Here is a 14,207-nt window from a genome sequence, read left to right as displayed (position 1 = left end):
AAAACCAAACTGTGTAAAGAAACGTAAAATCGCCGAAAACTTCTTTACTCTTGCCCATTGCCTCTTGCTTTGCCATAACGACAATTTTTAACGCCAACTCACTTACGCCTAGCGATCGCAAGGCGGAAGTCAAAAGTCAAAAGTCAAAATTAAGACAGTATAGGCTTTTGGAGGATTTAGAATGGTTGGTTTATTTATGCCGTTTTGTACTAGCGATCGCCAATATTCTGCTAATTTATCTGCTCGTTGACGTTCATTTTCAGCCCTATTGACAGTTTGACAAGTTTCACTGAGTAAATCTGCTTGAATACAATGAAATTCCTCCGGCAATCCTGATTCTTCTACTAACTCACTGGGTAAATCATACATTGTCGGCATGGTTTCTTTTGGCGACAAGGGTGGATTATATTGATACATATTTACTTACCTTAAACTATCAGGATCTATTCCCAGCGAACTGACAAGTCAGCGCTTGCGCTATCGCAATCGTGCTGCCAAAATTTGTACTTTCTCTCTTTCACCTGCTAACTGTTGTTCGGCTGCAAAGGCTTGATTTTGAGCTTCCTGAGCTTGCTGTTCGGCTGCAAGGGCTTGATTTTGAGCTTCCTGAGCTTGCTGTTCGGCTGCAAGGGCTTGATTTTGAGCAACAAGAGCTTCCTTTTGGATCTTTGTCGCTGCTTCTTCTGGTGTTGGTACTAACTCACCTTCAGATGTAAAATAGCGGAGTTTACCATTTGCCACACCTAAATATAAATTCAGGACTTCACTCCAAAGTAATCCCTGTTTATTAGCAACAATTTCTTGATATTGACTGCCTACCAGTTTAAAACCCACAAATTCTAAACTTTCCGGGCTAAACCAGAAATATTCAGGGGTACGAAAGCGACTTTCATAGAGAACTTTTTTTAAATTGCGGTCAACTTTTGCTGTGCTATCTGACAGTAATTCAATAATGAGATCGGGATAGCGCCCGTCTTCCTCCCAGACAACCCAAGAAGTGCGGGGACGTTTTTCTGTATTTTTAACTAGGAAGAAATCTGGACCTCTAAATTCTCGATTTTTTAACTGTTGACGACTAAAATAAATACTTAGATCTGCACCAATAAAAAAATCATTTTGATCACGCCATAACCACTCTAAGCTAGTTACTAGGATGAGTAACTGCATATAATGTAAAGAACTTTCCATTTCCGGCTCATCACTTAATAACCGAGTCGCATCGGGCATTTGTTGTTCTAGCTGTTGGGCTGTAACAAACATAAGAGTATACCTACTTGCTTACTGATTTAATTTTAAACCATTGAAAACAGAGTGCCAGATTCAGCTACACTGAGATTTGGATTATTTTATTTTAACTAGATCATGGACATCGGACAGAAAGTTAAGGTGATTCGTTTGCGCGATCGCGTATCCTCTACTATCGCTCAAAAACTCGGAGAAATCGGCATTATCGAGGGCTACAAAGTCACAGATGGTCGGGGAATTGGTGTGGTAGTCAAGTTTGACGACAACTCCTCCACTTGGTTTTTTGAAGATGAAATCAGACCAGCTTAGTCAAAACAACTTATAGCAGAGGCTAAGAAGATTGGTTGAGTGCTAAGTTGTTATTGACAAGATCGGCAAAATTGGAAATTAAGTAATGGCCTTGATACTGACGTTTTTGGGCAAAAACGGCATCGCTCGCAGTAAGATAGCGATCGCCACAGCCATTAGTTTGGCAACACAAGGTAAACGGGTACTCCTAGCAGGACTAGCAGATCCAACATTGTCAATTCTACTCAATACGACTCTGACTCCTGACCCCCAGGACATCTCTCCCAATCTGCAAGCAGTACAGTTTCAAGCATCTGTACTGCTAGAACGCAACTGGGAGGAAGCGAAAAAATTGGAGGCTCAATACCTCCGCACACCAATTTTTAAAGCGGTTTATGGGCAAGAACTGGTAGTATTACCGGGCATGGATAACGCCCTCGCTCTCAATGCAATTCGTGAATATGATGCCAGTGGCAAATATGACGCGATTATTTATGATGGCACGGGTGATGCTGCTAGTTTGCGAATGTTGGGAATGCCAGAATCTTTAAGTTGGTATGTCAGACGATTTCGGCAATTATTTGTTAACTCTGATTTAGGGAAAACAATTTCTGAATCACCCCTAATTCAACCTTTAATTAGTAGCCTTTTCAATTTTAATTGGACTGCTGATAATTTCTCTCAACCCACCAACCAAGTTAATAATTTCCTCGAAGAAGGTAAAGCAGCTTTAGCTAATCCTCGGCGGGTTGCTGCTTTTTTGGTAACAACATCTGAACCTATTGATGTGGCCAATTCCCGTTATCTGTGGGGAAGCGCTCAACAAATTGGTTTAACTGTTGGTGGAGCAATTTTAGTTCCTGGTGGAGAAAATACTAATTTATCCGAGGAATTTGCACCTCTACCTGTGAGCATAGTTCCTGATGTTGTCAATGGGGAATGGCAACCTCTGATAGATGCTTTACCCAACCTTGTTGAACAAGCATTACAAGCTAACCCACCCATTGAAATTGACGTACACAATCGCCAAGTACGCCTATTTTTACCTGGTTTTGACAAAAAACAGGTAAAACTCACTCAACAAGGTCCAGAGGTTACAGTAGAAGCCGGAGATCAAAGACGTAATATCTTCCTGCCCCCGGCTTTAAGTGGTAAACCTGTGACGGGTGCAAAGTTTCAAAATAGTTATTTGATAATTTCTTTTTAGGTAATAGGTAATAGGTAATGGGTAATGGGTAAAAGGTTTTCCAATTACCCATTACCTATTACCAATCACCTCTTCCCCAATTACCATTACACCTTATGTCTGAATCAACTCCCGTTAATCCCAATTCGCAGCCGAATGAGGCGATAGAATCTCCAAATCCAGAGGTGACAATCACCGAAGACCGCAATGCGAAAACTCGGCAACTGCTGGGAATGAAAGGTGCAAGTGCTGGAGAAACTTCTATTTGGAAAATTCGCTTGCAATTGATGAAACCGATTACCTGGATTCCCCTGATTTGGGGTGTGGTCTGCGGTGCGGCTTCTTCTGGTAACTATACCTGGACTTTAGAAAATGTTTTGAAGTCTGCCCTGTGTATGTTGCTTTCGGGTCCTTTATTGGCTGGTTATACCCAAACCATCAATGATTATTATGACCGGGAAATTGACGCGATTAATGAACCTTATCGTCCCATACCTTCGGGGAGAATTTCGGAAAAGCAAGTAATTAGCCAATTCGTGCTTTTACTATTATTAGGATATGGAGTGGCTTACACCTTAGATTTATGGGCAGGTCATTCAGTTCCTAACGTTTTACTGTTGTCTGTTTTTGGTAGTTTCATCGCCTATATCTATTCTGCACCACCATTAAAATTAAAACAAAATGGTTGGTTAGGAAATTATGCTTTAGGTGCAAGTTACATTGCTTTACCTTGGTGGGCTGGTCATGCTTTATTTGGGGAATTGAATTGGAAAATTGTCATTCTGACTCTATTTTACAGTTTGGCAGGTTTGGGGATTGCCATTGTTAATGATTTTAAAAGTGTGGAAGGCGATCGCCAATTAGGATTACAATCATTACCAGTTATGTTTGGCATCCAAAATGCGGCTTTGATTTGTGTCGTCACGATTGACCTATTTCAAGGTTTGGTTGCAGGTTATTTGGTGAGTATTCACGAGAATTTATATGCAGCGATTCTCGTATTATTAATCATTCCCCAAATCACTTTTCAAGATATGTATTTTCTCCGTGACCCCATAGCCAATGATGTCAAATATCAAGCCAGCGCTCAACCATTTTTGGTTTTGGGAATGTTGGTGACAGGTATTGCATTAGGTCACGCCGGCGTTTAAATGTAGGGTGTAATCAGTCGTAAAAACCCCTATCCCGTCTGGGAATGAATTCCCTGGCTATTATTTAGTTAGTGCTTAAAGCATTGTAGGGGTTTAGCAGTGCTAAACCCCTACGTTTGTGGGAAAATGTTAAGATTGGTGTATCGCTTTTCTATATTTGTAGAAAATGCGTATTGCTTGTTTATTTTCAATAATAAATTGCCATCGCTCATCTACCATCCATAATTGGAGGGGTTTAGCAATGCTAAACCCTCACCCACCCGTGATTCCAAACGATTAATCCCAAATTCCCCACCAGGGGATCGCGGGAAGGCTGGGAGCCGCGTCTCTTTAGAGCGCGGGGGAAAGCCTACCCGTGCGGTTTTAACCGCTGCCAATATTCTCGATCATGATGCGGGTCATTAAATCTTTTCAACATTTTATTTCTCTCTAACTAATCTTTTTAAGGCTGACGAAAGACTCATTCCCCAACCTTGGGCGATATCCTCAAGTTTCTTTCTTTCAGTTTCATCTAGGTACACCGCTAGAGGTTTTTTCTTCATATACAATATTGGGTTGACATTACTGTAATACTGCCATATAATAGTTATATCGTCAATCACATCAACAAAATAAACCTGTGCAAATACGCTGGAGATTCAAGCTACAACCATCTATTGGGCAACAAGCCTTAATGTCTGAGTGGCTTGTTACTTTACGGAAACACAGAAATTATTGTTTGGCAGAACGTCAGCGCGGATTTGAAACTAATAACCAGAAATCAGACGAGTCAGTAATTTACCAATATGGTGCATTTTCAGACTTAGATACTCGTATTGAATATGGCTCTTATTGCCCTTTGACCTGCCCCGTCGTTAAGCATGGTGTAATGTCCTCTGGGTTAACAAAAAATAGTAAGAAGCATGGTTTAACCTGGGGTAGTGCGACTGATATTCAAGGCAAGAGAACAACTGAACTACGTTCTGAGTCTGAATGGTATAGCCGAATTAATTCAGATGTTTTACAAGGCAATTTAGCTAAATTAGATATTGCTTATAACGGATTTTTTCAACACAAAAGGGGTTTCCCTGCGTTTCGTAAAGCAGCCAACTTTAAAACATTTCAATTCAAGCCAGGACAAGTAAAATTAACTGTTAATCGTGAATCTAATCAGCCCCGATGCTATTCCCATGCCTACTTTCCTGGACTGGGGACTATGCGCTATTTTGATAGTCGGACTATTCCAATAGATGCTGATATTAGAACGGTGACAGTGATTAAAGAAGCTGACGGCTGGTACATGAGTGTATTACTCGAGTTACCTGAATCCCTACCTGAAGTTACAGAAATTGAAACCGTCAAATCAGCAGTAGGTATTGATGTAGGAATTAATAAATTAATTTCTTTGTCGGATGGTTCGTTTATTGAAAATCCTCAATTTGCAACTAATAAAAAAGTCCGCCGTCAATTAAGAATCAGACAGCGCCGAGTTAACCGCAAAATCAAGGGTTCTAATAATCGCAAAAAAGCCGGGAAAATAGTTGCCAAGCTACATAAAAAGATTGCAGATAAGCGAAATGATCATCAATGGAAAGCAGCCAATAAAGTTGTTAACACCGCTGAGGCAATTGTCCAAGAGCATCTAAATGTTAAGGCTATGAAGTCCCGTTGCCAACCCAAAAGGCAGCAAGGACGATTTATGGCTAATGGTCAATCTGCAAAACGTGGATTAAATCGCTCTATTTCTGATGCCAGTTGGGGCGAATTATTTTCTAAGATTGCTTGGCTGGCATTGAAGTCTGGTAAGCCAGTATTATCCGTTAATTCTAAATTTACTTCTCAAGAATGTTCGGCTTGTCATCATATTAGTAAAGCTAATAGAGATGGCGAAAAGTTCATTTGTGAAAACTGTGGTCATATTGACCATGCTGATACTCAGGCTTCTCGGACAATTTTACGAAGAGCTAATTTGAAATTCGTCAGCAACAGACGTAAAAAGCCGACGCACCAATCGTTAGTGCCTACTCCTGGACTGGGAGAAAGTAACGCCCTTTTATGCAACGATGCCGCCAGAAATGGCAAACGGCATCAGGCGGGGAACCGTACATCTAAGGTAATACCTGAAAAGCGGATATTATTCGAGCAGTTGTGTTTGCAATTATTCGATTAAGAATCCCCGTGTCTTTAGACCGGGGAGTGTCAAACATAATGTATGATCATATAAAAATTTATCAAAACAATTCCTCATCATCAAAGTGTCCTATAATCCAGAAATACACCATCGCCGTTCTATCCGATTAAAAGACTACGATTACACCCAAGAAGGCGCGTATTTTATTACCATTTGCACCAAAGACAAACAATGTATATTTGGTGATATCAAAAAAGGGGAAATGAAGTTAAACTTACTAGGAACAATTGCTGCTGAATGCTGGCAGGAAATACCCCAACATTTTCCCCATGTCAACTTAGATCTATTTGTGATTATGCCCAATCACATTCATGGGATATTATGGATAGTTAACACAATTCCCAAAGAAGACAAAACCAACAGTTATGGTAAAATGATTCCCGGATCAATTCCTACTGTCATCAGGTCTTATAAAAGTGTTGTTACTAAGAAAATTAATATTATTTGCCATCAAAAAGGAATATCTTCTGTATGGCAAAGAAATTTCTATGAACATATTAATCGTAATGAAACATCTTTGGAAGAAATTAGAAAATACATTGTTAATAATCCTCTAAATTGGGATAATGATGATGAAAATATAGGGACAAATATTCAGGAACAACGATTATTATTAGATATACCTTTTTAGATAAAATCTTCCTTTTGTTGCATATATTGTAGGGGTTTAGCATTGCTAAACCCCTACGGTTGTGGGAGAATGTTAATATTCATGTATCACTTGTCTGTAATTCATGGAGAGCGATCGCTGTTTTAATGGATGATGAGAGAGCGATAGCGAAGCGCTCCGCAGGAATCGCAGTATAATGTAAATAGCTTTTACCCTATATTTTTATGACATTAACCGAAATTTTACCATCACTACAAAAATTATCTCATCAAGAAAAAATTAAAGCTATTCAATTTTTAGCCACAGAATTAGCTAGAGATGAACAAAATCCAGATTTTCTTGAAAATGGTAAAACGTATGAAGTTTGGTCGCCTTATGATGCTTTTGCAGCCGAGAAAACTTTAACTGATATGTTACAGCAACATTTACAAGCAGAAACAACAAAGGTATTGCCTTTCTTTCGTTATGAAAAATGAAATGCGATCGCTTTTCTGTAGCTATGGAGAATGCGATCGCTATTCTCTCATCAATATTTGTAGGTAAATTTAGGCTTTTAGCAATGAAAAGTCAATAATTAACCAATATATTCAATTTCACCTAAGTCATTGATTAATATAAGTGATCCCACAGATAAAGATGAAAGGATGTCACTAATTTTTTCCATCAGAGGAACTAAATTATATAACCTTTACTTGAAAAAGGTTGTTTGAGTTTTTTACTTAGAAGATTTTCGTCTAATAATATAATCATTAAGCACAACGTTCCTGAGCGATGATCAATTTAGCTGCATTTTCTAAGACTTTCATAGTTTGAGTCTCCAGATAGGGAAAATCATTAATAAACTCAGCTAATCCTCCCTCACTTTCCAGATAGTCAAACAATGTTTGTAAAGGAACACGAGTTCCCACAAAAACCGGAACTCCACTCATAATTTCAGGATCGGAGTGAATAATACCTTGAGTTTTTAATAAGTTGTTTAGTGTCATATTTCCTTCAAGACATAACTTGATTTTTTTATTATAACAGTGATAAATACGGTGAGCGAACTGATAAGTCAGCGCTTGCGCTATTACTACTCATCTATCGTCAATGATTTGAAGGAGTTTAGCAATGCGCTTTACCCCTAATGTAACCTCTGCACGAGGGTTCTGGCTTGTTCACTGATAGCTTGCCAATTGCCCTGTAATACTGATTCTGTGGGGAATAATTCGCCACTTAACCCCACTGCTACTGCACCGACTTGTAAAAAATCTTGAGCATTTTCTAATGTTATACCCCCCGTAGGAATTAAGGGAATATGCCCAAGGGGTCCCTGTAAACTCTTGATATAGCTAGTTCCGCCCACTGCTTGCACCGGAAACACCTTGACACAACTTGCACCATGATTCCAAGCGGTAATAATTTCTGTGGGTGTCAATGCACCGGGAATAATGGGGATATTTGCGGTTAATGCAGCTTGAATCATATCTAGATCAGTGTGGGGACTGAAGAGAAATTGCGCCCCGCAGGCGATCGCCTCTTGTAACTGTTGAACATTAAATAAAGTCCCCGTACCAATCATACAGTTAGGTAATTTAGCGCGGAGTTGGGTAATTAATTCTGGTGCGCGATCGCTATTCCAAGTAATTTCAATTAACTGCATTCCTCCAGATGCTACAGCTAAAGCCATTTTCTCACCCCATACCATCTTCGGGGCGCGAACAACAGCGATCGCTCGATGTAATTTTAACTGTGACAACCAAACTTGATTAGACATTTTTACCGTAACTTAAACAGCATCAATTAAACTAGTAAGACATCGTGAAAATGTGTATAGTCACAGTAACGATGTCCATCAGGCCTATGGTACATAATATCTACAAATTGATGATTCCACAGAATCTTATTATACTCAACATGGTTGAAATATGGACTTTTGGAAAATTAGGAAAAACCTAGATTTGTAGGGATTTAGCTCTTGCTTTACCCCTAGTAGTTCGTCAAATTTATTTTGACGGGTAATGAGTTTCATCAATCCCAATCAGCAAAATCTGATGTTAGCTTAATAATGCTGAAGTTATCTCATACAGAGGACTGGACTCATCAATAATGTGCATTACCGTCCAAGATAAAGAAAAAAGCATCTAAAAAAGAACCTGGTTTAGCATTAGGGACTTCCAAGAAATAAATTATCCTGATTAACGAACCACAGAGGCGCAGAGGACACAGAGGAATAAGGGTTTGAGAGATTTTTGCGTTAGGTGGTTGAGTATTTTTTTATTTGGAAGTCCCTTAGCAATACAATTTCCTCCTAACCAATAAGGGAACACCAAAAAATAAATTACCCAATTTTGTGGGATGGGCATCCTTGCCTGTCCTTGATGATTAACAGGCTTTTCAGCCCGCACCACAAGAAATTTTTGGGTATTTTTTTAATTGGAAGTCCCTAAGCGATCGCAAATAAAATATTAATAGCCACATAAGTGCCACAAATCAGCAGAAAAAGCCAATCGAAGGAATCGTCAGCAACAGATAGTAAAAGTCTGGTCAATGGTAAGATGACTGAAGATAAATATATTTAATCAAAAATGAATCGAATTTTTTGGATTACCGCCTTAATTGCCTTTATTAATTCCCTGAGTTTTACAATTCTCATCCCCATAATTTATCTTTATGGTAAACAATTTGGTTTAAATGATTTCCAAACCAGTTTATTATTCTCAACATATTCTATTGCTCAGTTTTTCGCCACTCCTGTAATTGGTAAACTCTCCGACAGATTTGGGCGAAAACCATTATTAATAATCAGTTTAGCCGGAACAGTAATTGCTAATACTATCGCAGGAACTGCCACAACAGCAACATTACTATTTCTAGCCAGATTTTTAGATGGTATCACAGGTGGAAATGCTTCAGTTGCCCAAGCCGTTATTTCTGATGTTTCCAGTCAAAAAAATCGCGCTCAGGCATTTGGGATTTATGGTGCGGCGATGGGATTAGGATTTATTGTTGGTCCAGTTATGAGTTTAGTAGCACAGCAAATTTCTTTAGGAACGGCATTTTTAGTTTCCGGTGCAGTTGCTATGATAGCGATGTTAATGACAATCTTCTTATTACCAGAAACTTTACAAAATAAATCTCCGAAAGCTACGAATATCTTTGATTTAGGGCTAGAAAATTTAATTAAAGGCTTTGCCATGCCAGGAATTGGCATTTTATTATTCATTAACTTTTGCACCGGGACAACATTTACCATGTTTACCTATGCATTCCAACCATACTTTATCCAAGTTTTACATCAAAATAATAAATCTTTAACACTATTATTTTTAGTTTTTGGCACATTAGGAGTAATCATGCAAACTTGGGGAGTATCTGTCCTCAGTCGTAAATTTAATGTTGTCAAGATATTATTTTTAGGCTTATTTGTTCGCAGTTTATCATTTTTGTTAATGCCTGTTTGGCCTAGCATCAATTACTTTATTGTAGTTAGCATCCTATTTGCGCTTTTTAATGCCCTAGTCCAACCCATGATTAGTACATTGATTTCTCTCAATGCTCAACCACAAGATCAGGGAACTGTATTAGGATTAAACGCATCCTATTTGAGTATTTCCAACGGTATTGGTCCAGTGATTGCGGGGATGATAGTTCACCAATCCCAACCCATTACTTATGGCTATCCTTTATATCTAGCAGGAGGTTTAACATTTTTGGTTTTAACCTTAGCCATAGGTACGCGCAAAAGATATAGCAGGGCTATTTAAGCGTTAAATTATACTATTGACAATATTGACAGTTAGTACACCTTGTCAATATTGTTACTTTCGTGTAATATACATCATTGTTTGTAATTGTAAAAGTACCATTTTGCAACAACTTTTCTCAGTCACAAATTCAACATTATCCCAATAACTACACCAGGCAAAAATATGTTGTTTTTTTTCAAGTTGATTGATTACTTGTTAGCCGCAGTTGCGATAACATCAGGCTTCATTATTTATGTTGATTCTAGTAATCCACAATATGTAACTGCTGCCTCCGTCGCTTTAACCGTTGCTATTGGTTTATTTCTTTTCAATAGACAATCGGTAAATAATGCTAAAAAGGAATCACAAAAAACTGACCTTTCCAAAAAAGCTGAACTCTATACATCTCTATTAAGCAATGGTACTACATTAGACTATAATACAGTTTTACCAGCACGAGCCAAAGCTTTAGAATATTGTCAAGAGTTGATTGACGACTATAAAAGTTCTCGAAATCTTGCCAGAACTCTTTACTATGTTTTGCAAATTTCCACCGTTATTTTGTCAGGTGTGACACCGATTTTAGTGTTGGTAGATAAATTAGAGGCAGGACAAAGTTGGTTAAAATGGCTGCCTGTTATTTGCCCAGCCGTTGCTTCCATTGTTGCTAGTATCGTTACCTCATTTCCTTTTGAGAAAAATTGGATGGCTGCTAACAAAGCCGTTGAATTATTAGAAGCTGAACAGGAAAAGTTTGTTTTGGGAATTAGCCCAGCCTATCGTTGTTATGATATTTCAGAAGAAGGTAAACAACAACAAAGAGTAAGTCAGGCAATAGAACTATTCATTAATCAAGTGAATAATATTCACCTCCAACTAGTTCAACCAAACAGTGATTCAGAACAGGGAAATCAAGAAAAACAAGAGTCTCCACAATCTGAAGAATCAACTACAGAACAAAAAGTAGCTGCATAGTTTTGGTGTAATCACCAATTTAGGGGCGCAGGATATATCAATCTCTGGGCGCAAGCCCTGCGCCCCTACGGAATTTCTGAATGATTAAAAATGTCAGTTATCCCTGACATTACGGTTTATTGTAAAAAAATAGTTAGAATAGTATAGACACTCTTTTCTAGAGAGTCAACCTACTCGTGATTCTGAATTAATTGCAACTTTGTATGAATTTAAATAGCCCGTCTGCCAATTCTTCCGATACATATTCCCAGCGTTTGGCAGACATCGTGGGAACACTGATCGCTTTGATCACTCTCACTTTACCAGTATTTATCATTGCCCACTATTCTTCTGTTAATGTTGAAAACAATCAACCATCCCTCACTTACAATCTATCTATTCGTGGAGATTAAAATATACAGCAGAATTTAAGACTTAAAGCAGAGGATTAGGGGCAGGGAGTTTTCTTCCCTGCCTTTTTTGCGGATCATTTATGAAATTTACGAGTATTTTAGAAGGAATGTTGAGGAAGAGATCCACAATGTTTTAAGATCTTACACTGGGAGCGAAAATGGCTGCTACCGCTGATTCACTTTTAGTAAAGGAGTTTTATTGTGGATTTATCTTTGATTCCCGCCCAACCAAAGCCAGGTGTAATTAATGTTCTGATTGAAATTGCTGGTGGAAGTAAAAATAAATACGAATACGATAAGGATTTACAAGCATTTGCCCTAGATCGGGTTCTCTATTCTTCAGTTAAGTATCCTTATGATTATGGTTTTATCCCAAATACCTTGGCTGATGATGGCGATCCGTTAGATGGTATGGTGATCATGGATGAGCCAACATTTCCCGGTTGCGTTATTGCCGCTAGACCGGTTGGTTATTTGGAAATGATTGATGGTGGCGATCGCGATGAAAAAATTCTTTGTGTTCCCGATAAAGATCCGCGCTATGCTCATGTATTGTCCCTTAAAGACATAGCCCCTCATAAACTGGAAGAAATTGCCGAGTTTTTCCGTAGTTATAAAAATTTGGAAAAAAAGGTAACACAAATTCTCGGTTGGCAGGATGTTGATAAGGTAGCCCCCTTAGTCGAAAAGTTCATTCAAGCTGCTATTGCTAAAGCATAATAGATTATGGGTGATGGTAATGTGAATTACTCATTACCCACTAAGTAATTGGACAAAAATATTTACAGTCATTGCGAGCGAAGGGAAGCAATCACAACCCTTGGAATTGCTTCATTTCACTTCTTTCCATTCCCAATGACATTGTGTAATTAATTCTGTCTGACTACTTAAACCGATTATTCTGGAATAATTAGTAAGAACCTACTGATCTCATTCCCCCATCTCACACTGGTTGCAAAAAAAAATTTAAAATCAAATGCAGCGCACTCTCTTATCAGCAAAAATTCATAACTGTACACTCACAGCGGCAAATATTAATTATGTGGGCAGTATCAGCATTGATGAGGTTCTCTTAGCAAAAGCTGGTATATTCCCTTACGAGCAAGTACAAGTAGTGAATATTGCTAATGGTGAGCGTTTTATTACTTATGCTATATCGGCTCCAGCTAATTCAGGAGCTATTGAATTGAATGGAGCAGCCGCACGTTTAGGCGTAGTTGGCGATCGCTTGATTATAATGACTTACGGGCAGTTTACTATGGAAGAGTTAAAATGTTACTCTCCTACTGTTGTCATTGTCGGTGAAAAAAACCAGTTATTAGAAGTGCGACATTATGATGATCTGCTTAGTAAGCGGATTAATTAGGAATAGTAGGAGTCACCGAGTCAGGAGTTAGAAGAAAGAATGGGTTATAAATTTAACCCAGCAGCATCTTAATTTGGTGCAGTTTAGCAGCTAATAGACCACTGGTAATTAATTCGGCGGCTTTATCTATACCAGCTTGCATATCTGGACAAATCCCACTGCGCCATAAGTAAAAACCACCATTCCAGAGGGCTGTTTGCATTAATTCGCTGGCTTTTCCCGTCAAAACCCCTTGCATACCTTGAATGAGTTCTTCTGTAGTAGTTAGAGGAACATTTTTAGTAGTAAAGCCATATTCACGGGGTGAAAGTTGTAGACGGGTTAATGTTTCTGGATTTGATGAAGATAAACCAATAATGGCTGTGCGATCGCGTGGTAAGTCACAACTACCTTCTAAGCCCTTAACAAAAGTATATTTTGTCACCCCACGTAATCCTAAAGCGGCTTGAAACATTGCTTCCGTAGGTGGATGAACAAAACCGGCAATAATATGGGCTTCCCCCATGTATGGACACCAAATTAACTCCATTGTTGCTAATGGTGGACGTTTCCCCAATTGATCACGATATTCCCACAAAGTTTGATTTAAAGGAAAATGTTTGGGTGTGTAAATAAAGCCAATTCCTGTTTCTTCAAAAATCCCCTGGGTTTGTTTCAGTGATAAACCAGTCCAATCTATTCCTAAACCTTGCCAAATCTCGATTAAAGGTAAACCATATTTTGTGGGTAAGCGGTCTCCACCGTGCATAATTACAGGTTGTCCCGCAGCAGCTAATAACAAAACCATAATGATATTAATGGGTGCAGTACGGGTTCTGCCATCATGGGGTATACCCAAAACGATGACAGGTTGGGCTATTGCCGACAATTTTGGACCTAGTTCATAGTAAGCATCTAACATTCCTGCTAACTCTTCCCCAGTAGGGCGCTTAATCCGATGGGCAATTAAAAACGCGCCAATTTGTGCTGGTGTCGCCTCAGATAATAACATCATTTTTGTCGCAGTAGCTGCTTCAGTACGGGTTAAATGATCTGATGTGTGACTTCCACTACCTACTTTTTGGATAAATTCCCGAAATTTATTAGTCATTTGTCA

The 14,207-nt window shown here is 38.7% G+C and carries 17 protein-coding genes; 11 read left to right on the top strand and 6 right to left on the bottom strand.

The annotated features are described in order from the left end of the window. Positions 1–129: 129 nt before the first annotated feature. Together NG743_RS07700 and NG743_RS07695 are read right to left on the bottom strand one after the other, a co-directional pair. Positions 130–417, bottom strand: coding sequence for a hypothetical protein (locus tag NG743_RS07700; protein WP_193963441.1), 288 nt, complete (start codon positions 415–417; stop codon positions 130–132). Between the two features lie 60 nt (positions 418–477). Then, positions 478–1,260, bottom strand: a complete 783-nt coding sequence (locus NG743_RS07695) for a Uma2 family endonuclease (protein WP_257121801.1) — start codon at positions 1,258–1,260, stop codon at positions 478–480. A 102-nt stretch (positions 1,261–1,362) separates the two neighbouring features. On the opposite strand from NG743_RS07695, the gene petP reads away from it, so the two are divergent. The 3 genes from petP (at position 1,363) to chlG (ending at position 3,870) form a co-directional block, all read left to right on the top strand. Beyond that, positions 1,363–1,554, top strand: coding sequence for a cytochrome b6f subunit PetP (gene petP, locus NG743_RS07690; protein WP_027404155.1), 192 nt, complete (start codon positions 1,363–1,365; stop codon positions 1,552–1,554). A gap of 85 nt (positions 1,555–1,639) precedes the next feature. Continuing rightward, entirely contained in the window at positions 1,640–2,740 is a 1,101-nt protein-coding gene (locus tag NG743_RS07685) for a Get3/ArsA fold putative tail anchor-mediating ATPase NosAFP (protein WP_027404156.1), read from the top strand. 95 nt (positions 2,741–2,835) lie between these two features. Continuing rightward, complete coding sequence (gene chlG, locus NG743_RS07680) at positions 2,836–3,870, top strand: chlorophyll synthase ChlG (RefSeq protein WP_027404157.1); 1,035 nt, start codon at positions 2,836–2,838, stop codon at positions 3,868–3,870. Between the two features lie 419 nt (positions 3,871–4,289). Here the strand turns inward: chlG and NG743_RS07675 are convergent, their stop codons facing one another. Beyond that, positions 4,290–4,412: a histone H1 gene (locus NG743_RS07675; RefSeq protein ID WP_027400631.1), complete on the bottom strand. Its 123-nt coding sequence runs from the start codon at positions 4,410–4,412 to the stop codon at positions 4,290–4,292. Between the two features lie 131 nt (positions 4,413–4,543). On the opposite strand from NG743_RS07675, the gene NG743_RS07670 reads away from it, so the two are divergent. From NG743_RS07670 to NG743_RS07660, 3 genes are all read left to right on the top strand, one after another. Then, positions 4,544–6,019 carry an RNA-guided endonuclease InsQ/TnpB family protein gene (locus NG743_RS07670; protein WP_257121800.1) on the top strand — a complete coding sequence of 492 codons (1,476 nt, stop codon included), beginning with the start codon at positions 4,544–4,546 and terminating at the stop codon, positions 6,017–6,019. Positions 6,020–6,104: 85 nt separating this feature from the next. Beyond that, on the top strand, positions 6,105–6,671 hold the full coding sequence (locus tag NG743_RS07665) for a transposase (RefSeq protein ID WP_027404158.1): 567 nt from the start codon (positions 6,105–6,107) through the stop codon (positions 6,669–6,671). Between the two features lie 203 nt (positions 6,672–6,874). Next, positions 6,875–7,126: a hypothetical protein gene (locus NG743_RS07660; protein ID WP_257121799.1), complete on the top strand. Its 252-nt coding sequence runs from the start codon at positions 6,875–6,877 to the stop codon at positions 7,124–7,126. Between the two features lie 273 nt (positions 7,127–7,399). Here NG743_RS07660 and NG743_RS07655 read toward each other — a convergent pair whose 3' ends face one another. Together NG743_RS07655 and NG743_RS07650 are read right to left on the bottom strand one after the other, a co-directional pair. Continuing rightward, positions 7,400–7,636, bottom strand: coding sequence for a DUF433 domain-containing protein (locus NG743_RS07655; RefSeq protein WP_027404159.1), 237 nt, complete (start codon positions 7,634–7,636; stop codon positions 7,400–7,402). Between the two features lie 137 nt (positions 7,637–7,773). After that, positions 7,774–8,406, bottom strand: coding sequence for a bifunctional 4-hydroxy-2-oxoglutarate aldolase/2-dehydro-3-deoxy-phosphogluconate aldolase (locus NG743_RS07650; protein ID WP_027404160.1), 633 nt, complete (start codon positions 8,404–8,406; stop codon positions 7,774–7,776). Positions 8,407–9,217: 811 nt separating this feature from the next. Here NG743_RS07650 and NG743_RS07640 point away from each other — a divergent pair. The 5 genes from NG743_RS07640 to panD all read left to right on the top strand — a co-directional run bounded on the left by NG743_RS07640 (position 9,218) and on the right by panD (position 13,111). Next, positions 9,218–10,396: an MFS transporter gene (locus tag NG743_RS07640; RefSeq protein WP_193963620.1), complete on the top strand. Its 1,179-nt coding sequence runs from the start codon at positions 9,218–9,220 to the stop codon at positions 10,394–10,396. A 165-nt stretch (positions 10,397–10,561) separates the two neighbouring features. Next, entirely contained in the window at positions 10,562–11,353 is a 792-nt protein-coding gene (locus tag NG743_RS07635) for a DUF4231 domain-containing protein (RefSeq protein WP_035083214.1), read from the top strand. A 203-nt stretch (positions 11,354–11,556) separates the two neighbouring features. Beyond that, positions 11,557–11,745, top strand: a complete 189-nt coding sequence (locus tag NG743_RS07630; protein WP_027404162.1) for a TLTLP motif-containing protein — start codon at positions 11,557–11,559, stop codon at positions 11,743–11,745. A 201-nt stretch (positions 11,746–11,946) separates the two neighbouring features. Next, a complete protein-coding gene (locus NG743_RS07625) occupies positions 11,947–12,465 on the top strand; it encodes an inorganic diphosphatase (protein ID WP_257121798.1) in 519 nt (172 codons plus the stop codon). Between the two features lie 256 nt (positions 12,466–12,721). Beyond that, positions 12,722–13,111 carry an aspartate 1-decarboxylase gene (gene panD, locus NG743_RS07620; RefSeq protein ID WP_027404164.1) on the top strand — a complete coding sequence of 130 codons (390 nt, stop codon included), beginning with the start codon at positions 12,722–12,724 and terminating at the stop codon, positions 13,109–13,111. Positions 13,112–13,163: 52 nt separating this feature from the next. On the opposite strand, the gene NG743_RS07615 is transcribed toward panD, so the two are convergent. Then, complete coding sequence (locus tag NG743_RS07615; protein ID WP_027404165.1) at positions 13,164–14,201, bottom strand: anthranilate phosphoribosyltransferase family protein; 1,038 nt, start codon at positions 14,199–14,201, stop codon at positions 13,164–13,166. Positions 14,202–14,207: the final 6 nt, after the last annotated feature.

The sequence above is a fragment of the Dolichospermum heterosporum TAC447 genome, assembly GCF_024584745.1.
Taxonomy (GTDB): domain Bacteria; phylum Cyanobacteriota; class Cyanobacteriia; order Cyanobacteriales; family Nostocaceae; genus Dolichospermum; species Dolichospermum heterosporum.
The sequence above is the reverse complement of the archived record's forward strand: the minus strand, read 5'-3'. Positions and strand labels throughout refer to the sequence as shown.

What these genes read in the sequence shown, in the direction of transcription:
- NG743_RS07700 (WP_193963441.1), bottom strand. Translation starts at nt 417, where the DNA reads ATGTATCAATATAATCCACCCTTGTCGCCAAAAGAAACCATGCCGACA.
- NG743_RS07695 (WP_257121801.1), bottom strand. Translation starts at nt 1,260, where the DNA reads ATGTTTGTTACAGCCCAACAGCTAGAACAACAAATGCCCGATGCGACT.
- petP (WP_027404155.1), top strand. Translation starts at nt 1,363, where the DNA reads ATGGACATCGGACAGAAAGTTAAGGTGATTCGTTTGCGCGATCGCGTA.
- NG743_RS07685 (WP_027404156.1), top strand. Translation starts at nt 1,640, where the DNA reads ATGGCCTTGATACTGACGTTTTTGGGCAAAAACGGCATCGCTCGCAGT.
- chlG (WP_027404157.1), top strand. Translation starts at nt 2,836, where the DNA reads ATGTCTGAATCAACTCCCGTTAATCCCAATTCGCAGCCGAATGAGGCG.
- NG743_RS07675 (WP_027400631.1), bottom strand. Translation starts at nt 4,412, where the DNA reads ATGAAGAAAAAACCTCTAGCGGTGTACCTAGATGAAACTGAAAGAAAG.
- NG743_RS07670 (WP_257121800.1), top strand. Translation starts at nt 4,544, where the DNA reads ATGTCTGAGTGGCTTGTTACTTTACGGAAACACAGAAATTATTGTTTG.
- NG743_RS07660 (WP_257121799.1), top strand. Translation starts at nt 6,875, where the DNA reads ATGACATTAACCGAAATTTTACCATCACTACAAAAATTATCTCATCAA.
- NG743_RS07655 (WP_027404159.1), bottom strand. Translation starts at nt 7,636, where the DNA reads ATGACACTAAACAACTTATTAAAAACTCAAGGTATTATTCACTCCGAT.
- NG743_RS07650 (WP_027404160.1), bottom strand. Translation starts at nt 8,406, where the DNA reads ATGTCTAATCAAGTTTGGTTGTCACAGTTAAAATTACATCGAGCGATC.
- NG743_RS07640 (WP_193963620.1), top strand. Translation starts at nt 9,218, where the DNA reads ATGAATCGAATTTTTTGGATTACCGCCTTAATTGCCTTTATTAATTCC.
- NG743_RS07635 (WP_035083214.1), top strand. Translation starts at nt 10,562, where the DNA reads ATGTTGTTTTTTTTCAAGTTGATTGATTACTTGTTAGCCGCAGTTGCG.
- NG743_RS07630 (WP_027404162.1), top strand. Translation starts at nt 11,557, where the DNA reads ATGAATTTAAATAGCCCGTCTGCCAATTCTTCCGATACATATTCCCAG.
- panD (WP_027404164.1), top strand. Translation starts at nt 12,722, where the DNA reads ATGCAGCGCACTCTCTTATCAGCAAAAATTCATAACTGTACACTCACA.
- NG743_RS07615 (WP_027404165.1), bottom strand. Translation starts at nt 14,201, where the DNA reads ATGACTAATAAATTTCGGGAATTTATCCAAAAAGTAGGTAGTGGAAGT.